The 22,052-nt window shown below is 39.1% G+C and carries 21 protein-coding genes; 17 read left to right on the top strand and 4 right to left on the bottom strand.

Annotated features, from left to right (window positions below; translation table 11 throughout):
• Positions 1-117 precede the first annotated feature (117 nt).
• The 6 genes from K9M53_RS05880 to K9M53_RS05855 all read left to right on the top strand — a co-directional run bounded on the left by K9M53_RS05880 (position 118) and on the right by K9M53_RS05855 (position 6,659).
• Positions 118-3,069, top strand: coding sequence for a DNA polymerase III subunit alpha (locus K9M53_RS05880; RefSeq protein ID WP_224018696.1), 2,952 nt, complete (start codon positions 118-120; stop codon positions 3,067-3,069).
• A gap of 3 nt (positions 3,070-3,072) precedes the next feature.
• A complete protein-coding gene (gene dinB, locus K9M53_RS05875) occupies positions 3,073-4,224 on the top strand; it encodes a DNA polymerase IV (RefSeq protein ID WP_224018695.1) in 1,152 nt (383 codons plus the stop codon).
• A 56-nt stretch (positions 4,225-4,280) separates the two neighbouring features.
• Complete coding sequence (locus K9M53_RS05870) at positions 4,281-5,096, top strand: hypothetical protein (protein WP_224018694.1); 816 nt, start codon at positions 4,281-4,283, stop codon at positions 5,094-5,096.
• Positions 5,097-5,570: a DUF6998 domain-containing protein gene (locus tag K9M53_RS05865; RefSeq protein ID WP_224018693.1), complete on the top strand. Its 474-nt coding sequence runs from the start codon at positions 5,097-5,099 to the stop codon at positions 5,568-5,570.
• 106 nt (positions 5,571-5,676) lie between these two features.
• Positions 5,677-6,444 carry a zeta toxin family protein gene (locus K9M53_RS05860; RefSeq protein WP_224018692.1) on the top strand — a complete coding sequence of 256 codons (768 nt, stop codon included), beginning with the start codon at positions 5,677-5,679 and terminating at the stop codon, positions 6,442-6,444.
• Positions 6,441-6,659, top strand: coding sequence for a hypothetical protein (locus K9M53_RS05855; RefSeq protein WP_224018691.1), 219 nt, complete (start codon positions 6,441-6,443; stop codon positions 6,657-6,659). Before K9M53_RS05860 ends, K9M53_RS05855 begins: the two co-directional genes overlap by 4 nt.
• Positions 6,660-6,673: 14 nt before the next feature.
• On the opposite strand, the gene K9M53_RS05850 is transcribed toward K9M53_RS05855, so the two are convergent.
• Positions 6,674-7,480 carry an SOS response-associated peptidase gene (locus K9M53_RS05850; protein WP_224018690.1) on the bottom strand — a complete coding sequence of 269 codons (807 nt, stop codon included), beginning with the start codon at positions 7,478-7,480 and terminating at the stop codon, positions 6,674-6,676.
• A 181-nt stretch (positions 7,481-7,661) separates the two neighbouring features.
• Between K9M53_RS05850 and ligD the strand changes: the two genes are divergently transcribed.
• The 11 genes from ligD (at position 7,662) to K9M53_RS05795 (ending at position 18,244) form a co-directional block, all read left to right on the top strand.
• Positions 7,662-10,571 carry a DNA ligase D gene (gene ligD / locus K9M53_RS05845; RefSeq protein ID WP_224018689.1) on the top strand — a complete coding sequence of 970 codons (2,910 nt, stop codon included), beginning with the start codon at positions 7,662-7,664 and terminating at the stop codon, positions 10,569-10,571.
• The gene (locus tag K9M53_RS05840; protein WP_224018688.1) at positions 10,568-11,110 is read left to right on the top strand and encodes a cupin domain-containing protein; all 543 of its coding nucleotides are present in this window, start codon (positions 10,568-10,570) and stop codon (positions 11,108-11,110) included. The genes ligD and K9M53_RS05840 overlap by 4 nt, the downstream gene beginning before the upstream one ends.
• An 11-nt stretch (positions 11,111-11,121) precedes the next feature.
• Positions 11,122-11,370 (top strand): hypothetical protein, encoded by a 249-nt coding sequence (locus K9M53_RS05835; RefSeq protein ID WP_224018687.1) that lies wholly within the window; start codon positions 11,122-11,124, stop codon positions 11,368-11,370.
• Positions 11,371-11,537: 167 nt separating this feature from the next.
• A complete protein-coding gene (locus K9M53_RS05830; protein WP_224018686.1) occupies positions 11,538-12,716 on the top strand; it encodes a hypothetical protein in 1,179 nt (392 codons plus the stop codon).
• Positions 12,717-13,080: 364 nt separating this feature from the next.
• A complete protein-coding gene (locus tag K9M53_RS05825) occupies positions 13,081-13,461 on the top strand; it encodes a hypothetical protein (protein WP_224018685.1) in 381 nt (126 codons plus the stop codon).
• A 43-nt stretch (positions 13,462-13,504) separates the two neighbouring features.
• Positions 13,505-14,395: a toprim domain-containing protein gene (locus K9M53_RS05820; RefSeq protein ID WP_224018684.1), complete on the top strand. Its 891-nt coding sequence runs from the start codon at positions 13,505-13,507 to the stop codon at positions 14,393-14,395.
• 17 nt (positions 14,396-14,412) lie between these two features.
• On the top strand, positions 14,413-14,925 hold the full coding sequence (locus tag K9M53_RS05815) for a JAB domain-containing protein (protein WP_224018683.1): 513 nt from the start codon (positions 14,413-14,415) through the stop codon (positions 14,923-14,925).
• 218 nt (positions 14,926-15,143) lie between these two features.
• The gene (locus tag K9M53_RS05810) at positions 15,144-15,332 is read left to right on the top strand and encodes a hypothetical protein (protein WP_224018682.1); all 189 of its coding nucleotides are present in this window, start codon (positions 15,144-15,146) and stop codon (positions 15,330-15,332) included.
• A 33-nt stretch (positions 15,333-15,365) separates the two neighbouring features.
• On the top strand, positions 15,366-15,590 hold the full coding sequence (locus K9M53_RS05805) for a hypothetical protein (protein WP_224018681.1): 225 nt from the start codon (positions 15,366-15,368) through the stop codon (positions 15,588-15,590).
• Positions 15,587-16,498: an ArdC family protein gene (locus K9M53_RS05800; RefSeq protein ID WP_224018680.1), complete on the top strand. Its 912-nt coding sequence runs from the start codon at positions 15,587-15,589 to the stop codon at positions 16,496-16,498. Before K9M53_RS05805 ends, K9M53_RS05800 begins: the two co-directional genes overlap by 4 nt.
• A 456-nt stretch (positions 16,499-16,954) precedes the next feature.
• Positions 16,955-18,244 carry a site-specific integrase gene (locus K9M53_RS05795; protein WP_224018679.1) on the top strand — a complete coding sequence of 430 codons (1,290 nt, stop codon included), beginning with the start codon at positions 16,955-16,957 and terminating at the stop codon, positions 18,242-18,244.
• Positions 18,245-18,246: 2 nt separating this feature from the next.
• Here the strand turns inward: K9M53_RS05795 and K9M53_RS05790 are convergent, their stop codons facing one another.
• The 3 genes from K9M53_RS05790 to mobF all read right to left on the bottom strand — a co-directional run bounded on the left by K9M53_RS05790 (position 18,247) and on the right by mobF (position 21,932).
• Positions 18,247-18,711: a hypothetical protein gene (locus K9M53_RS05790; RefSeq protein WP_224018678.1), complete on the bottom strand. Its 465-nt coding sequence runs from the start codon at positions 18,709-18,711 to the stop codon at positions 18,247-18,249.
• 175 nt (positions 18,712-18,886) lie between these two features.
• A complete protein-coding gene (locus tag K9M53_RS05785) occupies positions 18,887-19,249 on the bottom strand; it encodes a hypothetical protein (RefSeq protein WP_224018677.1) in 363 nt (120 codons plus the stop codon).
• Positions 19,233-21,932, bottom strand: a complete 2,700-nt coding sequence (gene mobF / locus K9M53_RS05780) for a MobF family relaxase (RefSeq protein WP_224018676.1) — start codon at positions 21,930-21,932, stop codon at positions 19,233-19,235. Before mobF ends, K9M53_RS05785 begins: the two co-directional genes overlap by 17 nt.
• Positions 21,933-22,052: the final 120 nt, after the last annotated feature.

The raw sequence follows: 22,052 nt of genomic DNA, 5'->3' as shown, positions 1-22,052 counted from the left end.
GCCTCATTTTGTAGTGAGGTTTTTTTATTTATAAATCTTCGGCAAAAGAAAATAATTTTGAATTTGTTTTGCTAAACAATTTAGCAAGTCCTACTTTCGTACCCTAAAGGGTTATGAATGTATTTGAACTGCAAGACATATTTTAGTTTGCGATACGGCACTTTTTCAACCAAGGAACTTGTCAAAGCCGCTGTAGATACGGGCGTTACGGCGCTGGCTCTTACGAATATCAATTGCACCTGTGACGCCTGGGATTTTGTGGGGCACTGTCAGGAGGCGCGGATAAAGCCGATTATCGGCGCTGAAATCAGAAACGAAGACGATCCTTTATATATTTTGCTTGCAACGAATAACAACGGCGTTCAGTGGGTCAATCGCTTTTTGTCCGAACATCTTATTCAAAAAAAGCCCTTCCCTGAAAAGACGCTTGAACTTCCCTTTTTCAATGATGCATGGGATGGTTTTGTCATTTATCCGTTTGGCGTAAAGGAAGCTGAAAGCTTGCTGCCAAATGAGTATATCGGCATCCTGCCTTCGGAATTGAATAAACTCTTTAACTCTCAATTGCGCTATCCGAACAGCAAACTTGTGATACGCCAGCCCGTTACCTTTCAGGATAAAAGACATTTCAATGCACATCGGCTTTTAAGAGCGATTGATAAAAACGTTCTGCTGTCCAAGCTTCCGAAAGAAGCACAATGCAGCGAGGACGAATATTTCATGCCGCAGGACAAATTGCTGGATGCCTTTCGGCAATACCCCTTTATTGTTACAAATACTTATAAGCTGATTGATGCCTGCAACATCGATATAAAGTTTCACACGGACAAGAACAAGGAAAGTTTCAGCGCTACTAAAGAAGATGACCGCGTATTGCTTGAGAAGCTTGCCCTTGATGGCTTTCAGTACAGATACGGGAAAAGCAAAGTTGCGCTTGAACGTGTCAAGAAAGAACTGAAAATTATCAATGAACTTGGGTTCAATGCATATTTTCTGATTGCATGGGATATCATACGCTATGCACAATCCCGAGGCTTCTATCATGTCGGACGCGGCAGTGGTGCAAACTCTATCATTGCCTATTGCCTGCAAATAACCGACGTTGATCCAATTGAACTTGATTTATACTTTGAACGTTTTCTCAATCCCTACCGAACATCCCCACCCGACTTTGATATAGATTTCTCCTGGCTCGATCGGGATGAAGTCATCGACTATGTTTTTAAAAGATACGGCAAGGAACACGTTGCCTTGCTTGGCATGTATTCAACATTCAAATACCGCGCAATTGTGCGTGACCTTGGGAAAGTCTTCGGTTTACCAAAAGAAGAAATCGACCAGCTTGTCGATGAAGGGAAAGCCGAAGATAAAATCCATCAGCAGATTTTTCGCTACGGCAAGCTGATTGAGAAGTTCCCCAACCATCTTTCTATCCATCCCGGCGGCATGCTGATTTCAGAGGAAAGCATACATCGGTATGCAACCGTCTTTATGCCCCCCAAAGGCTTCCCGACGGTTCAGCTTGATATGTTCGCGGCTGAGGACATCGGCCTATATAAGCTCGATATATTGAGCCAGAGAGGCCTGGGACACATCAAAGAGGCCTTAGGGCTTATCAAGGCCAATAAAGGCATTGATATCGATATCCATGCCTTCCACAGCTTTAAAAAGGACAGGCTGATTAATGAACAGATTAAGAACGTTAATACCATTGGTTGCTTTTACATAGAATCACCCGCAATGCGGCAGCTTCTAAAAAAGCTGAAGTGTGATGACTACATTACCCTTGTCGCCGCCAGTTCCATCATTCGCCCAGGCGTTGCCAGCAGCGGCATGATGCGTGCTTATATCGAACGCTATCATAACCCTGAAAACATCGACTATATCCATCCGGTCATGAAGGAGCTACTGCAAGAAACTTTTGGCGTGATGGTGTTTCAGGAAGATGTAATAAAAGTAGCGCATCATTTCGCAGGGCTTGATATGGGCGAAGCGGATATTCTTCGACGTGCCATGAGTGGCAAGTACCGTGGCAATGAAGAAATGATGCGGATCAAGCAAAGATTTTTTGCGAACTGCAAAGAACGTCAATATCCCGATGAAGTCACCGCTGAAATCTGGCGGCAGATAGAAAGCTTTGGCGGCTATAGTTTTTCAAAGGCGCATTCAGCTTCCTTTGCCGTAGAGAGTTATCAAAGTCTTTATTTAAAGACATATTATCCAAAAGAATTCATGGTCGCCGTGATTAATAACTTCGGCGGCTTCTATAGCCGTGAACTTTATTTTCTGGAACTGAGCAAGACAGGTGCAAACCTGCATCCCCCTTGTGTGAATAATAGTGATTACTATACCAATATTCATGGCAATGATGTTTATACCGGATTTGTGCATGTAAAATCATTGCAGCAGGAGGTCGTTGAAAAATTTCTTGAAGAAAGAAATCGTAATGGTGATTATTTGCACTTACAAGATTTTATAGAACGCACCAACATTACTAAAGAGCAATTGAATATTCTTGTCAGCGTCGGCGCTTTTCATTTTTCAGGGAAGAAGAAAAAACAACTTCTTTGGGAAGCCAATTTTCTACAAAAGAAAAATGTAACGCATGTTTCTGCAACGCCTTCAATGTTTCAGGAACAACCATTTTCTTTTGAGTTACCCGAACTTTCCGACGATCCGCTCGATGATCTGTTTGATGAACTTGAAATACTTGAATTTACGTTAAGCAATCCTTTTCAACTCATCGATGATAACCCGAACGATTACACGAAATCAAAAGACCTGGCTGCAAACCTTGGTAAAACTGTAACGACGATTGGATATTTTATTGAACAAAAAGTCGTGCCGACAGTGAACAGACAAACAATGAGTTTCACAAGTTTTCTGGATGTTGATCTTGACTGGATTGATACGGTGCATTTCCCCGAAGCATTTAGAAATCATCCTGTTAAAGGAAGAGGTTTTTATAAAATAACGGGCAAGGTTGTCGAAGACTTTGGCGTCTTTGCCATCGAAGTACACAAACTTTACAAACTCGGATATAAGAAACGCAAATACGCAAATCTATAATTTATGCTTCTTGCAGCAGACAGGCATATTACACATATCGATCTTGATACATTTTTTGTATCGGTGGAATGTTTGCGAAATCCCAAACTTATTGGTAAGCCTGTTCTCATAGGCGGCAGCGGTGACAGAGGTGTTGTCGCATCATGCAGCTATGAAGCCCGAAAATTCGGCATTCATAGCGCCATGCCAATGAAGATTGCACGGCGCCTTTGTCCGCATGCAATTATTGTACGGGGTGACATGGAATCTTATAGCAAGTACTCACATCTTGTGACGGATATTGTCAGCGATACCGTTCCTCTCTTTGAGAAATCATCAATTGATGAATTCTATATCGACCTCACAGGGATGGATAAGTTTTTTGGCTGTAAAATCTTTAGCGATGATCTTAAAAAGAAGATAAAAAAAGAAAGTGGGTTGCCAACTTCCTATGCCCTTGCCAGCAATAAACTTATAAGCAAAGTCGCCACCAATGAAGTAAAGCCGAACGGACAAATCGAAATTCCTTACGGTAATGAGAAGTCTTTTCTTGCGCCTTTAAGCGTCGCGAAGATTCCCGGTGTCGGAAAACAAACGGCTTTTCTGCTTTTAAAAATGGGCGTTGAAACCGTTAAAATCTTGAGCGAAATTCCCATCGAAATGATGCAGAATTTGCTTGGTAAAAACGGCACAGATCTTTGGCGAAAAGCGAACGGCATTGATGAAACGCCCGTTATTCCTTATCACGAACAAAAATCTATTTCTACCGAGAATACTTTTCAGCAGGATACCATCGACATCAATTTTTTAAACAGTGAGCTTGTACGCATGACAGAGAAAGTAGGCTTTGAGCTTCGCTCTCAAAATCGCTTGACTGGTTGTATAACGGTTAAGCTCAGGTATTCCAATTTTGAAACTTTTACAAAGCAACTCACTATACCTTATACGAATTCCGATCATGTTCTTTTAAAGACCGCGAAGGAATTGTTTGCGAAACTCTACGAGCGCAGAATGTTGATCCGGTTGATAGGCATTCGCTTTACGAATTTAATACCAGGGAACTATCAGATTAATTTGTTCGATGATACGCAGGAAGCCGTAAAACTTTATCAGGCCATCGATAGTATTAAAAAGCAGTATGGAGAAAAATTTCTGATGCGTGCGGTGGGTATCTGAACAAAGTAATTTGTAAATTCTAAATAGATTTTTACCTTTCAAAAAATATAAACTGTATGACTACTGAAAATTCAAAACCAATTGTCTTAGACAGATTTAAATTAAAGGAAAATCTTAAAGAAAATTTTGTAGCGTATTTAGATGTGTTGGGATTTAGCGAGTTAGTCAATTCGAAAAATAGTGCTGCAGATTTGGATTCTTATTTTTCTAAAATAACTGATGAATTAGAAGATATTCGGCAAACCGATCCAAGTAACAAAATTCAATCATTGCTGATAAGTGATTCAATAATACTGATAGCTCCTAAAGGATTAGATGGACTGAAACTTTTAATAAATACTGTTAGAAGAATTCAAAGTGCATTAGTATGGAGAAAAATTATATTAAGAGGAGGAATTTCATTTGGAGAAGTATTCTACGATGAAACACACAATATAATAGTTGGGAAAGGATATATTAAGGCATATAAATTAGAAACTCTCGCAACATATCCAAGAGTTATTATTGATCCCGCAATAATAAAACTAGTTGCAGAGGACAAAGTTGCATTTTTAAAAGCAGTAAATGGAACACTAGAATATAATGACAAAAGAAAGGTCTACGTTCCTAGTGAATTCAGCAAAATTCAAGAAGATGGAATATTTGTTGATTATTCAAATAAAACAATCAGAAATAACGATATAAATAATAACATTAAAAGCGTCTATGAAGTAATTAAAAATAACTTGTACACTCATCAAGGTTTATTTCAAAAATACATTTGGTTAAGAGATTATTTTTTGGAATGTATGAAGCTTACAGAATCCCTTGCAACAAATCAAAAGCACAAAAAAGACATAAATGTTTGGATTGAAAAATTTGAAAGATTATAAATGATATCAACAAAAGAATATATAACGACTGCTAAAAAAATCTTAGCCGAAGTTAGACCATTAGCGGTGGAATATTATAATAAAACTGGAAGACCAATTGGCATCACTGGCGAAGTTGCTGAATACGAAGCCATCCGATTACTCGGTTATGAAGTAGCTCCAGCAAGACAAGAAGGATACGATGCAATAAAAAAAACGGGAGGAAAAGAATTTAAGATACAGATCAAGGGGCGTAGCGCAAATGAAAAATCTAGAAGTCAAAAACTTGGAAGGATAAGCTTAAAAAAAGAATGGGACTTGGTAGACTTTGTTTGGTTGGATAGTGAATATAATCCCGTAAAAATATATCAAGCAAGCAGAGAGAAAATAGAAGCAGCTTTAACAGCACCAGGTTCAAAATCAAGAAATGAAAAAGGACAACTAAATGTTAGCCAGTTTAAAAAAATAGCGAAGGTTATTTGGGAAAGAAATTAAGGGCATTGCCTGCGGCCCGGGCTTTCCACAGTACACGGTACTTTGCTTCAATCCCTAATGCGAAGTTGATATTTATATATATATTTATGTTTCTCAAAATATTTATATGGCTGGCCCAGATTTAAACTATCTCCTCAAAAGCATTCTTGAGTCAGGAGATGATACCAAACACTTCTACTTTCAACGTAATCTTCTTTATAGAGAATGGAGAGAAGAACTGCACGATGAAATTGTTCGTTCACAACTAACTGGTTCCTTTAGTAGAGAACGTAAAGTATTTATGCTTGGCGGTGCACCTGCAAATGCCAAATCTTCATTCTCAAAAAGCAAATACTGTAACTATCCACAAACGGCCTTAAGAATTGATCCTGATATCATAAAAACAAAGTTGCCAGAATATGATTTAATGATAACTCAACATATGCCGGAAGCAGCAATGATAGTACACGAAGAAAGCTCAGACCTTGCAAAAAGAATTAGAAGAGAAGCTATTAAAAATGAAATAGATATTCTCCTTGATGGCGTTGCAGACGGAAGTCTTGAATTGAGAAGAGATGTTTGGAAAGAATTTGATGACAACGGCTATTATATAAGAATGGATTATGTGACGCTAGAAACTGAAAAAAGTCTCGAAATTGCGGTAATTAGAGGAGAAGAAACGGGAAGGTTCGTGGCTCCTGAATTCATTAAAAGTATGAATAAAGAGATAGCAATTCTAGTTCCTCAACTAATTGAAAACGAACTCTTTAATGAATTTTATCTTTGGGATACAAACATTAAAGATAATCCACGCTTGATTCTTGAGCAAAAAGGTCGTAACTTACAGATACATGAGCCAAATTTATACGAAAATTTTAAAAACAAACGGTTATGAATCATAAATACCGTAGAGGCCATAGACCAACCAATACCGAGGAGGAACAAATGAGCCCGGATTTTAATCAAAACGCAATGTCAGACAAGGAAAAATCTTACTTAGAACTTGCTAACGGTAAAAAAGCTCCAAAAACTGAAAGTGAAAAAAAACTAGTTAAAGAAGTTGAGGAAGCTAAGAAAAAAGGCAAGATCATTTATGTTCCTTACGACTAAAAATCTCCTCTCAATTAAAAGCCTTCAATTGGAGGCAAGTCTTCATATTCACATTGTGCCATAGGCTCTAGCGCAGTGATAAAATCTTTTGCAATTGGATGTGCTGCCATTTCTTCTGATGGATATTGTGTCGCAGCTATCTCCGAAATTCTTTTTTCATCCAGCTTGCCAAACAGCCATTCATAAGCAAGGTCTTCATTTAATATTGTCGGCATCCGTTTTTTGCTGTTATGGACTTGTTCCATGAGTTTGTTTGCTTTCGTCGTCACGATCGCGAAGCTTTCTACATGTTCCCCTGTATTCTTATCCGTCCAAGGCGTCCAGATACCTGCCATGAAAAAATATTCTTTGCCAGGCAAGTATATATGATAAGGATATTTTACAGCCGTTTTAAGCGGCGCGCCTGTCCGTTTATTCTTTGGATAAATATGTCGCCATTCGTAAAAGCCGGACGACAATACAAGACACCTTCGTTCGTAAGCAGATTTTTTATAAGATACTTTCTGAAACATCTCTTCACCGATCGCATTAAGCGTGAGAATGGGCGGGTCAAACTTTCCTGTCTTCGGATTAACGCCACCTTTGCGCATTTTGAGAAGTTCTTCCCTATTAGGAACATAGTGAGGAATAAATCCCCATTCCATTTGAACGATGTCGAAATCTTCCTTGCCTTCAATCGGTTTTAAAACGGCATTCAGTCCATAGTCAAAACCAATATCCAAATCCCTGTTCAGGAAATCATAGTTCGCCACCAGCTTTTCAAGATTTTTAAGGCGTATGTATTCCGCGCGTGTTACCTTTTGTCCGTTATAATAGCACATCTTAATTCAAGGTTTTTATATAGTTCTCAATCAAAGGACCGAATTGCTCGGCTTCCCTTTGCCGTCCTTCGGGAACAGAGGTCCAAAATATTTCTGTGCTATCCTTTAGCGCTCTTGTTAAAACAAGAGGCTCCCTTCTGTCTGAAAAAACTATTTGATAAACGACGTGATTAGCAATGCTATGGCGGTTCACACGCAACTTGATATCATTGAAATCCAGATCAAAGGTTTTTGGCACATCATTCATTCAATAAATTTAATGATTTTCACCAACTATACGGGTGAATGCCAACTTTTTGGCACATATATAGCAACCTTTTATGTTGCCGAGCATTGGCAATCATCAAAAGGCGATACGATGAGTCTAAGCACATATAAAAAGAAACGGAATTTCAAGGAAAGCCCTGAACCCACAGGTGGCAAGGCGGAAGCAGGAAAACTGCGCTTCGTCATTCAAAAACACGACGCCTCGCATCTTCATTACGATTTTCGTCTTGAAATGGAAGGTGTTCTTAAAAGCTGGGCTGTTCCCAAAGGCCCGTCAACTGATCCAAGCATCAAGAGACTTGCGATGATGGTCGAAGACCATCCCTACGATTACAGGAATTTTGAAGGCATTATTCCAAGCGGCTACGGCGCCGGAACAGTGATTGTCTGGGATGAAGGATATTATTCACCTACCGAAAAAAAAGATGGCGACAAGAGCGCACAGGATAAAGAGTTACGCCGTCAATTGCATCAAGGAAAATTGAAGTTCACCTTGAATGGATCAAAGCTTAAAGGTGATTATGCACTTGTGAAGTCAACAGCACGCGGCGAAAATGCCTGGCTGTTGTTCAAGATAAAAGATAACTACGCATCCAAAGAAGATATCACCCTGAAAGACAAGTCCGTTCTTTCAAAAAAGACTTTGGCACAGGTTGAAAAGACAACTACAAACTTCTATGGCTCTAAGCGTGTAAAGGAAGCAAAAACGAAAAGCAAAAAAGAAGTCTCTCTCAACAAAAGACCAGCCGTAAAAAAGGCAAGCTTGCGCAATAAAAAAGACAAAGAAAAAGAAAAAGCAGAGCAAACTTCAGGCAGAAAATCTTCTGATGAGATTTTAAAAGCTGCCCCAAAAGGAAAATTCTTTTCAACAATTAAGCCCATGCTGGCGACTTTGGTAGACAAGCCCTTTGAAGATGAAGGCTGGCTTTATGAGGTGAAATGGGATGGCTATCGTGCCGTGGCATTTATGAACGGTAACAAAGTCGTCCTGCAGTCCAGAAATGAAAAGTCCTTTGCCGAAAAATTTTATCCTGTTTTTGATGCTTTAAAAAAATGGAAAATTAATACCGTCGTAGACGGAGAAATTGTTGTGGTAGATGAAAACGGCATTTCAAATTTTGGCGCTTTACAAAACTGGCGCAGCGAAGCAGATGGCGAGCTTTATTATTATCTCTTTGACATGCTCTGGCTCGATGGCAAGGATTTAAGAGGTTTACCACTTACAGAAAGGCGTGCCCTTCTTGAAGCCAATATACCTGACGATGGAATTATCAAGATTAGCAAAGCTTTTCAGGAATCAGGAATAGAATTTTTTGAGGTTGCCAAAAAAACAGGCTTGGAAGGCATCATTGCTAAAAGAGCCGACAGTGTTTACGCGACAGGCGATCGTTCAAAAGACTGGCTGAAAATTAAAGCCAATAAAAGACAGGAGATGGTTATCGGCGGATATACAAAGAATGATGATAGCTCTAAAGCTTTTAGTGCCTTATTAGTAGGTGTACACGAAAACGGCAAACTCATCTATACGGGAAAGGTCGGTACGGGCTTTAATGACAAGACACAAAAGGAAATGCTTGCAAAATTTAAAAAACTCATCATCAAAACACCACCTTTCAATGAAACCCCCGATATCAACAAACCTTCAAGATTCAGACCTAATCCACCTCATGCAACGGCGACTTGGCTTAAGCCTATTCTTGTTTGCGAGGTAGCATTTACCGAAATGACGTCGGACGGCATCATGCGTCATCCTTCTTTTGAGGGAATGCGTATCGATAAAAAAGCTTCCGAAGTCGTGCGTGAAAAAGCAAAAGTAACAACGAAGACGGTGAAAGAAACGAACGCACTTCATAAAAGTAATGTTATTACTGCACGAGGCAAGACAGAAAGAAAGACACTTCTAAATCCAACAGACGACACGCAAGTCCGGCAAATAAATGGTCATGAATTGAAGTTTAACAATCTTCACAAACTCTATTGGCCTAAAGAAAAAATCACCAAGCGCGACTTACTAAATTATTATTATCAGGTTGCACCGTATATATTGCCCTATCTCAAAGACCGCCCGCAATCTATGTTACGGCATCCTGACGGCATTACGGGACAAAGTTTTTTCTTTAAAGATATTACTGGTAAAGCGCCGGATTGGCTCGAAACTTTTTTATATCACAGTGATGCAGATAACCGTGACCGTAAGTATCTCGTCGCAAAGGACGAAGCAAGCCTTTTATACATGGCTTCACTTGGTTGCATCGAAATGAATCCTTGGCACAGCCGCGTGCAAAAAGAAGATTATCCGGATTGGTGCATTATCGACTTAGACCCTGCCAAGAACACCTTCGATCAGGTGATAGAGGCAGCACGGGTTACAAAGGATATTCTTGAAAGCCTTGGCATAGAAGGTTATCCCAAAACCAGCGGCTCAACAGGCATGCATATCTATATACCTTTAGGTGCGAAATATACTTACGAACAGTCGAAAGAATTTGCGCGCGTTATTGCAAGAATGGTGCATGAACAATTACCAAAATTTACAAGCATTGAAAGAACGGTTAAAGACCGCAAAGGTAAAATGTACATCGACTTCTTACAAAACAGACCCCAAGCTACTGTCTCCGCGCCCTACTCTGTAAGACCAAAGCCAGGTGCGACGGTTTCCATGCCCCTTCATTGGGATGAAGTAAAGCCCGGGCTTAAAATGTCTGACTTCACAATCATGAATGCCGTCGACCGAATAAGGTCGGAAGGAGATATTTTCAAACCCGTCATCGGTAAAGGCATTGACATGCAAAAAGCCATAAAGAAATTTGAAACAGCATCATGAAGAACACTCGCACAAATACCAATCCGCATATTATTGAATGGCATCTTGAGAAAAACGGGAACTTTCCTAATAGTGATTTGCCTGTCCTTATTTATAAGGATGTCTTTAAATTGCCGCGTGGCAAAGACAATGCTTCTGAAATTATTCAGGCAATTTTTTTGCGCAACGGGTGGAGCAACACATGGCGAAATGGTATCTATGATTTTCATCATTATCATAGCAATGCACACGAAGCGCTGGGCATTTCAAGCGGCAGTGCCAATGTAATCCTTGGTGGACCTAACGGCAAAAGATTGACGGTCGAAAAAGGCGATCTCCTGATCTTACCTGCGGGAACGGGTCACAAGTGTACCAAACATTCAGCAGATTTTGTCTGCATCGGTGCTTATCCACAAGGCAAAAATTACGACATAAACCACGGTACAGCAGAGGAACTTAAAAAAGCGCTGCCACGTATTGAAGATCTGTCTCTACCAAAACAAGATCCGGTGTTTGGTCTAGAAGGATTTTTAAAAAGCTATTGGAAAAAATTGTCTTAAATTTAAAGTGTATGAAAGTAGAGAATGCAGAATTTAATATAACGATTGACGGCAAGCAATATACTGCGAGCGCACATAAATTTAAAATGCAGAATTATCCGCAGATTCATGTCGTGCTGGATGCAAGCGATAAAAAGTCCTATCCCTTCAATTTTTATGAGATTGAACCTCAAAATTTCTTCTGGTTTGAGATACCTGACAAAAAACAACTTATTGCCAAAGCCATTGCCAACCGACTTAAAAAGGTAAATTTCAACTAAAAATAATTGGACACACCCAAAATCCAGAATGGGTCGCACTCTTATCGTTTGAAATGTGGGCGACCCATTTGAAAATATTTGCGGAGAGAATGGAAATGCCCCCACAATTGTTATTTTTTATGTTGCTATAAATTTATATCTAATTTCGGATGTACAAATGGTATATCATGATAGATCAAATTCTAAACATTGACAATTGGCAATTGGTACCCATGGAGAAACAGGTTGCTATTGCAAAACAAAATAGTGAAAAAAAAGAAAATTTGCCAGCCCAAGGATGGCAAAATATATCAAGGACTATTTCTCCTTTAGCATTATACAAATATCTAAACGCGAGATTTGGACCTCCAAATGGCTTTGTCATGTTTCTAAAAAATCCAACTTCCGACAATATAATACATTGGCAATATGCGCTATCAACAAAAGATTCGTTTATAAATATTTGGGGTAAAACATCAGTACTTGAATTTTCAATTAAAACTTCAGATAACACTACTTTGTCAAATAATGATTGGGATGCATTGGTTAGTAATATAAAAAAGGACTTCAAAAAATACGATAAAGAGATGAAAGAAGTGCAATCGAAGTTTGAGCAATGGTCCTTATTTATTAATCCCTTCACAAGAATAGAACATACTTTACAAGGATACATTCAGCAATTGGAAAAGCTGAATTTGGAAGAAGTGCAGACCGGTACACCTAAATCGAAAGAAGATATTAATAAGTATCAAAAAGATTTAGAAAAATGGACAAAAAATATAAGCAAAGCTGCTTCTTTAGGAACTACAATAAGAATGCTTTGTCCCGTTATGGCGGAATCATTTATTAATTTAATACTATTAGTTTTTCGCAAGGACGAATATAAAAATGATGAAAGACTTTATGAAGGATTGATTAGAGATCATATAGATATCAGGGTTAAGACATTACATTTACATTGCACGTGTTTTCCAAATCAAATTGATTACAGCAGCAACGCATTTAAAAAATTTCATACTCTAATGAATAAAAGGAATGATTTTTTACATGGAAACATTGATCCTTATAAACTCATTGTCGAAGATGTATGGTTTGACCAAAATACTATTCCACTGTTTGAAAATGATGAGGGAATGATTAGAAGAATGATGCGGAACTATTGCACAAATGTTGAACGTTCAAAAGCTATAGAAGACTTTCAAACAATTTCCGATCTTATCGAGCTTATCTTAATGGCAATGGATTCAAATTCACTAAAGATATTTGTACAATTAATGTCTGATCGTATGCCAGGTATTAATAAAAAAACTAAAAGATTAGGTGTACTTTTTCCGTCAGATAAATTGGTAGAAGGTTTTGTATATTAAAACGCTATAATTAATGTTTTACTATTATCTAAGTAAACCACAACATAGTTTACGGTTCCGGTTTAATTCCTGGGCTTATATAAACAGATTCGAATCCCTTACCTTTCGTTGAATACTTGTGTAATCAAATTCGAATATATTTGTATGCACAATATTGTGTCTTAAAGAAAAATCTCCTCCACTCATATCGATTCGGATCAATCGTCTATCAAAAAATTTCAAACCAAACTCCTTTTACTAACAGAAAATTTCTTGACTGACACAAATAGCTTTGTTCGGCATCAAGTCGACGAAGTTGAAATCTTTGTTTAACAGAATTTGGTATATTCTGATTTCATAAGCCAAAGTTTTGAGGGGTCAAAACATGGCTGCATACATAGAGGGGAGCAACATGCCTACAACCTTACGATGGTCTAGAAAGAAACTTGCCTGGTACTACGACTGCCCGATTATAACGATCGCAACTTGGGACTGTCGGGGAAAGCATATCTCAAATATAAAAGACGGTCGTGAAGTCTTTTACCTCGTTACAGACATTATAAAGTTTACGGGTGCGCCGATTAGTAAGCAACCTTTGTTCAATACTGAAAAAGCGGCAAGCCATATTAAGCGGTCGCCGAAAAGCCTTGCGACCTGGCGCATCAAAAACCTGCACGAACTCAATCCGGTTTATATTAACGGACTTGTTCGATATCGCGTTGAGTCATTGGATTTATATCTCCTGAAGCAGACGATGCCCTTCTAAACAATAATTTACTTATAGCAACGACTTACAAAAGAGGTTTTCTATGAACGTAGAAAAGGCTAAGGCTATTCCTTTGACCGATATCATGCACAAGCTTGGTATCAATCCTGCACAAAAACGTGGCAACGATGTATTTTATTTATCTCCATTCCGCAATGAAAAGACAGCAAGCTTTAAAATCAACACAGCAAGAAATGTCTGGTTTGATTTTGGTGAAGAAGTTGGCGGCGGCACGATCGCTTTTGTAAGACATTATCTGAAGACTATCGGTGAAGACTATACGACAGTTGATATTCTGCGCTGGCTTAGAAACATGAACACGAACGTCGTTTTTAGTCCGTGCGTTGTGGGTACGCCGGACAAAAACGACTCGCTCCATTTAAAAAAAGTTACAGGATTACAACATCCATCTCTAATTGACTATTTGAAGAGCCGCAACATTTCAGTGTCCGCGGCAAAGAAATATTGCAAGGAAATTCATGTCTTCAATCAACTATCAGGCAAAAGCTTTTTTGCAATCGGCTTGCAAAACGAAAATGGCGGCTATGAACTTCGTAACGAATTCTTCAAAGGTACTTTTCCATCCAAAGGCGTCACACTTATCCGAGGCAGTAAAGTACTGCCAGAAGAAGTACACATCTTTGAAGGCAGCTTCGATTTTCTCACGGCGCTTACTTATCAGGACAAGAAGCAATTTGAAGGTGACGTGATTATTCTGCACTCAACTTGCAATCTGTCTAGGGCGTTCCCCTACATTGCAAACTATAGCTACAAAAAAGTCTTTTCCTGGCTAGATAATGATGAAGCAGGTCGTAAAGCTATTTTGAAACTAGATGACTTTCTTTCCAGTTGTGACCTATCTCATATACCGATGAATGATATCTACCGTCCACATAAGGATGTCAATAATTGGTTCACTTCAAATCACCGATAATCTTGAAAGGAAAAGGAATGCCAAAACAATTTGCGAAAATATCTCCTGTTGATGAATTCAATGAGGTGGCAGAGCTTTCTCTTGTTTATCGTAATAAAGGTAAAGCGAGCGACAGACCCATAGTCCGAATTTCGGATGATGCCTACAACATTTTTTTGAAAACTTGGGATAAGGACAAAATCGAATTGCTTGAAGAATTCAAAATTCTCTTGCTCAACAGCCGCAATTCTTGTTTGGGTATTTCCAATATTTGCTCAGGCGGTACATCAAGATGCTATGTCGACTTGAAACTCGTTTTTGCCACCGCTTTGCTCGGAAATGCCAGTTCCATCATTCTTGCTCACAACCATCCTACTGGAAACTTAAAGCCAAGCGTTCCTGATATTCGGCTCACTCAAAAATTTGTTGAAGTTGGTTCCCAATTTGAAATTCCCGTCATTGACCACCTGATAGTTTCAAAGGAAGGCTACTATTCACTCATGGATGAAAGAGTCGTTTTCAATCGATCAAATGATCCGCTGCCTTTCTAAGTTTTCTTTTTTGTCACCCGTCTTAATTTCTCAAAGGAGTTTTGAAATGAACATTCGTGCATTTGTTGCCCCTTGCCCTCGGTGTCCGCTTCTTGCATCAACAAGAAAATCGGTTCCCCCTGAAGGTCGCCCCCAATTTTCATGTGTGACGCCGCAGACACAGCGGGCTTGTCGGAGGCATCGCCCGAAAGGGTCATTCAAACCAAAGGAGAAATCAAATGACAGAACAAAAAACAGAAAAAAGAAAACCGGATGGCACTCTGAAACTAAAAGATTCAAACGGCAATCTTCATCCAGTTGGTGGAGCTTTCTTTCACAAAACAGGTGGTGGCGTAAATTTCCGGATTGGAAAAGTTGACTACGTCATTTTCAAAAAGAATGAAACCGATCAGGGAGAGAGCGCTTAGGCGCTCTCTTTCTTTAGAAGAAGGAAATTACAAATGCAAAGCTTTATTCAATATTGGGATTCAGTAGATCAATCGATGATTAAAATATACGGCATCGATACTTCAGATGCAGGTATTAGTGCCGACGATATAGCCTTCGCGCAGGAAGCACTCATGAAACCAAAAGAATTTGTCGAATGGTGGGGCAGTAAGTATGACCTTACACCAATTTCTGAATACAAAATTAACTTGGGAAAATCCACACGAGTTTTAAAATGACCAAAGAAAATGTTTACGAAACAGTTACCAATAAAATTATCAGCGATTTAGAGAAAGGGCAACTGACTTGGCGCAAACCCTGGAACAGCGGCAATCTTCAAAATCATATCATGCGTCCCATGCGGAGCAACGATATTCCTTTCACTGGCATCAATACTATTCTTCTTTGGGCGGCAGCGGCTGAAAAGAATTACAACTCTGCTTGCTGGATAACCTTCAAACAAGCGCAAAATCTAAGAGCAAATGTTCGTAAGGGTGAGAAAGGCACACAGATTATATATGCAGATAAATTTGAAAAAGAATTGCAATTACCAAATGGTCAGAAGGAAATTGAAAAAATACCTTTCCTGAAAATGTACACGGTATTCAACATCGAACAAATCGAAAACCTGCCAGCAAGCTTTCTTGAAGTGACGGAACCGAAATATTTTCCAAATCCAGAAGAGCGTATGCAAGATGTTGAACATTTCTTTGCAGAAACCAAAGCAAATATCTTTACAGGAGCAGAAGCTGCCTACTATCCGCAAATGGATCGCATTGCAATGCCACCCTTTGAAAGCTTTGATAACGCAATCTCTTATTATGGTACGCTTGCTCATGAGGTCGCGCATTGGACTGGACATGCAAGTCGCTTAAACAGAGAATTTCATAGCAGGTCATCAAACAAGATAGGCTATGCGAAAGAAGAACTCATTGCAGAACTATCTGCTTGTTTTCTTGCAGCCGAACTAGGCATAGAACCCAAAACAGAGATTAATCATTCTGCCTACATTCAGTCATGGCTTAAGCATTTAAAAGACGACAAGAAGTTTATCTTTCAAGCTGCAACGCAGGCGCAAAAGGCAGTTGAATTCTTGAATACTTTACAGCCAGCGGCAAAAACTGTTTCACAAAAACTTACGATTTGAAGGAGCATTAATGCAAAATCTATCTTACGATGAAAAAATTGAGAAGGCACATAAAATTGCAGCGGAAATTGTTACTATTTATGGCGACAGGTATCTCCCTATTTTTGAGAGGTTACATGAAGAACTATTGAATGTGAGAAAAAAAAGAGAACTTCTAAGTATTGCACTTCAATTAACAAAGGAAGAATCAGGCTAATAATTTCTGCACTCTTTCTGCATCCTGAATTGCACACCAAAAATATTTTTGTTGAACTCGTAGAAAAAATTTGCTATTGATATGAAAGGAAACCACGCAATTACAAGGGTTTTTCTACAGACATCCTTTCCGCCATTTCTTCTATTAAGAAATGTTTGTTAGGCTTTGATATAAAAAGAAACTTCTGTTTTATCAAACGGCTGTAGATAACATAACTCCTTGGACTTGCACACCAACCTGCACACCAAGGAGTACACCACATGTTATATTTACTGTTTAAAAACGGTTGTTATTACTTCAATCGGAAAGTCCCAAATCATCTTCTTTCACATTACAAAAGCCCGCAAATTCGATTCTCTTTAAAGACAAAGAACAAGCGTATTGCCGCACGCATGGCGTTCTTTCAAAACGAAAAACTCGAGTCTTATTGGGACACTCTTAATCGCACTTCTAACGAATTATCAAAAAATGATTACATAACAACATTAACTTCTGCAAATAAAATGGGCTTTGAATATTTGGAACCCAAGCAAATTTCAAACCTCCCAATACAACAAATTTTAGAGAGGTTATTTACGCTAGCGCAGCCAAAGGATGAGCCAAATAAAGTAGCTGCCATTTTGGGCGGTGTTGAAGAACCTGTCCTTATGCTTGACCAGGCTTTGTTCCACTATTGGACCTACTCCAAAGCAAAGATTTTAAACAAAACTGAAGACCAAATTCGCAAGTGGAAGAACCCCAAAATAAAAGCATTCAATAATTTGGTAGAGTGTGTCGGAAACAAGCCGCTGCAAAAATTTGCAAGAGAAGATATTTTAAAGTTGCGTGACTGGTGGATATACCGAATTGAACATGAAGACAAGGTGCCCTCTTCCGCCAACAAGGATTTGGTGAATATCAAAACAGTCATCGAGACTCTTTGTGAAAATTTGAAAATCAATCTTGATACACAGCATATTTTTAAAAAGCTATTGTTTGAAAATAGCAATAAGAACACACGGCTACCCTTCACTACCGATTTTATCAAAGGTGTAATCTTAAATCCACAAAATCTCATTGGTCTTGATGAGGAAGCAAAATGCGTCCTGTCTGCATTTGCTGAAACCGGTGCTGGTGTGTCTGAACTTATTGGTCTAATTCCTGAAGAAATAAAACTTGAAGATGATATACCGCATATATGCATCTATCCCCACAAGGGACATACGCTCAAAAAGAAATACAGGAAAAGGACGATTCCACTCGTAGGCTACGCGCTCGAAGCATTTAAAACTTTTCCTGATGGTTTCTCGCGCTACAAGGGAATGCCGGATTCTCTGACGAATATTTTGAACAAACATTTTAGAGGATTGGGATTGTTTCCTTCTCCCAATCACTCTATCTATTCTTTACGGCACAGCTTTCAGGACAGACTATTAGCTGTTAATGCTCCTGATAGAATTCAGGCAGACCTTATGGGACATAAATTTAACCGCCCCTCTTACGGTGAAGGGGGAACGCTCATCCATAAATTAGAGTTTATGAAGAAAATAATGCTAAAACAAAGTTCATGACTTTAATCTTCCAAATAATCATCTTTGATGAGATAACAATCTATGACCATGTCAAAAATATTATTTTCAACAACCACCTGTTTAAATATTTCTACTTGTATCTCTGCGTCAAGTTCGTCTTTATTCATAGCTTGTGCATCCGCAATATAAAACTGCCATGAAAGCAAATCTATTTTATCCTGATGCTCAAATAATAGTTTCGCAAGTTCCAATTCTGACGGTGAAGCTTTTATTAGATTTCCCCAACTATCAAAGTTTGCAATTTTAGCAATCACATGTTGTGCCTTCATGAGCCTAAAATTGTTCTCATCGATATCAAAGTCCGAAATGATATCATAAATGTGAAAATACTTTGGCGAATACTCGTACTGAAAACCATGTGACGTTTTGCCAACTAGAGGAGTTTGTGTCTTGAAATCTTTGTGTAGATTTTTTGCTTGTTGCTTGAAGAATTCGATTGCGTCCATAATATAATCCTTTGTTCAAAGATTATTATCCTGAGATATTGCGTTCGTATTCTGTAGTCGGATAATAAGCTCTGAAGGTTATATTATCTTGTTAATGGCTGATAAAATCTTTGCACGAACGAGCAGGCATACCAAACACCTGGCACAAATATAAAAATTCTATCCAAATTATTATTTATTTTATTGAAATCTCCGTTATGAAGACATCTTCCGGTTTTTTTATTGTAGCGTACCTTTCCTGCACGCAGACAATTTTCATCAACTTTTGCTCTTGCAATTCGTTCAGGATGTTTTTCAAATTCTTTCCTTTCAAAATGACTTTTTGGCTATGGAAGGTCAGTTCTAGAATATCTTTTTTAGGATCAAGTTCTATATACGAAAGTTCATTGTAGAAAAATATTTTGTATACACCCTTTGTATCTAAGATACATAGGCTTCGCGCAGTAGATGCAGTTTCATATTTTTCAAATAAGCTTTCGGGCTTCTCATTTTCATCATTTGTCTTACCTTCATTTTCAAATTTAAATTTCAGGGGCATAATCGTCATTTTGCTTGTTTAAAATTTTCGGTTGTGACACTTCCCAATTTTGAATTTTACTTTTATTGCGTCGCTGGGCTTCAGTAGCAAGTTCGATCGCAGAGGTTCTATTTCCCAACTCTTGCACATGCTTTAATAAACCTTCTTTATCGTCCGTGCAAACGAGCGCAGTTTCTTTGCCTCTCGAAATCGTCACATAAAATTGCTTTGCATCGGTTGCCGCAAACGTTCCGGCAGGTTGCCAGACAAATATCTTGTCTACAGTTTTGCCTTGCGAAAATTGAGAAGTTACGCAATGAGCGTGCGTAATAAACCCAAAATCTTTTTGTAGCGTGTATATAGATTTGCTGGTTGGATTTTCAAGTTTCATTTCTCCTTTTTTTGAAACAGAAAGAACTTTTAAAACCGTACCGTTATCTAACCTTTTTTTATCATGATCAAAACTATTTGACGTTACGCGTAGAATATCATTTTTAGAAACCTTAATCTCATCTACTTTATTGATTTCAAAATGTTCATGACCATACGCAGGCAAAGTTTTTTTCTCGCCTTTCGCATTCACAATTGAAATGCCGCTTCCGTCAGTGGCAATCTTCCAAATACTGCCTCTGCGAATACCTTTAAAATTTTGGTTGAATTTTACGAACTGCCCTTCTTCGTAGTTGCGCAGATCTTTTTTCTTAGCTTCCGTAAATTGTAAATTTATATAGCGCAAGACATCAATTTCTTTTTTTCCAAGAAGGTTTTCCGATCTCATCCGTTCTCGGATTTCTTTAGTAATTGCATCTCCCTGCGCATGCGTTGGACATACGACAAGACATTCCTTTTTTTCATGTAATCCCACCATAAATTGATCCACCAAAAACTTTTGCGCTTTTAATGCTTCAAGGCTGACGATTGAACCCATATCATCAAGCTTCGCAAAAGCTTCTGAAACATTTCCCTTCGACAAATCTTCTACGGCAGATTTGTAAGCCTCATCTTGCTGCCTGAAAATTTTGCTGACTTCTGCAACTGGTATTTGCGCAACTGTATTTAAGACCCTCAAGGCATCGCCGCGCACTACACTTGCATGCTGTCTTGTATCTCCAACAAATACGATGCGGGCGTTTTCTTTTTTTACCAGTTGCAGCAAGGCAACAGTATCTTTGGTGCCAAGCAATCCGGCTTCGTCCACAATCAGAACTCCGTTTTTAATGTCCTGTTGCATGGCTTTATCTACAAGCTGCTTTGCGACTGTATCGGCTTTTTCAAAACCTTCTTCTCTTAGAACGCCGCGTGAGTTGGAAGCGAAGGGTGCTACTACCCCAACGTTCTTTTGAACGGCTTCAATTTTTTGGGTGAGTTCTTTGAGCAAGGTTGTTTTACCTGAACCCGCAACACCTCTAATTATGGTAACATAATCGCTGTTGGTAAGAACATGAACGATTGCATCCCCTTGCTGCCCTTTTAAAACGGTTTGAGGAGCTTCTGAATAGAGGGGGACAGCCTTGCCCTGGCGTTCCTTAGCCAAGATAACCATGCGCTCTTCTTCTTTTAGAACTTCTTCCGTCGTACAGACAGTTTTGCCGTTTTCATTAAGATGAATGATACGGGCGTCTTCCTTAAACGCATGTTCAATATTTTCCGTGTTTACAGAAATATTGCCTAAGCCATACCGAAAAGCCTCCTGCAAAATGCGCCGATCATTCATGACCGATGCACGTTCAAAGCAATGCAAAAGCGCATGGTCAATACATACGCCCGCCGCTTCTTTACTGGCTTCTTTGGTTGGATGAAAACGAACAATCGTTTCTCCTTCGCCTTCTTCCTTTTGCAAAGTTTTAATTTGTTCCCGCCACACATTTTTCAATTCCTCCATGCTGATACCTTTTTCCTTTTTTGATCTTGTTCGCGCTCCTAACTCGTCGAGTTGTTTTGCATCGGTAATACCTTTCTCTTTGGCAATGCGCCCGATTTCATCGGTGCGTTTTGAAAAGAGGTCAATAACCCTTTTTGGTACGCCATCGATTTCAAAAGCCTTGTCTGTAATTTTTATCTGATAACCTAACTCCACAAGTTTGTCGGAAAGCGTTTTGTGAAAATATGCCTGATAGTAAGGCATATCTTTTTTAATGCCGCCAAACTCGCCCGCCTTGAATTGTTCTTCGGTTTTGTCCCAGGTCGCGTTGAATGTAAAACAATGACTATGCAAATGCGGGTCAGGCGCAAAACCTTCCACGGGTCTTGCCGTTTGATGGACAAAATGCGCATAGATCAATTCGCCAGTTTCACGTTCCGAATTCTGCCCCGATTTCCTGACCCTTGTTTTTACATCTGCTTCCAAATGCTTCATTGTTTCGGTGACGCTATCCCGAAAAGCATTCAGAATATGGTCATCTTTTGAAAGCACATGAAGCACCGAAACAGATTTCGGACAATGAAAATTTATATCGTAACCAACCCTTCTATTTTCTTTTGTCCTGGGTGTCAGGTGCTCGCCGCTTGATGGAATTTTGTTTTCACAAAGTGCAAAAAAATCCTTCTGATTTATGGAGCCCGTAAGCCCCAACCTACCAGCCAGTTTTCCATCCCATGTTCCTATCAGTTCTTGCTCATTCGTGTAGTAGTCCGATCGCGACAAGGCATCCTTAAAGTATGCCTTTGCATGCCCTGCGGATTTGCTTTCGATCATTCGTATCATGACAGGAGGTTACATGGGTTTTTAAAATCAACGGAAAATATCTGCGGTTATAGAACAACAGCAAAAAGTTTTCTCTGGACGTACCGCAAAGTTTTCTCATCAGACATCTCTCCGAAGCAT

Origin of the sequence: Ferruginibacter albus, assembly GCF_020042285.1 — a bacterium.
GTDB lineage: Bacteria > Bacteroidota > Bacteroidia > Chitinophagales > Chitinophagaceae > Ferruginibacter > Ferruginibacter albus.
The sequence above is the reverse complement of the archived record's forward strand: the minus strand, read 5'-3'. Positions and strand labels throughout refer to the sequence as shown.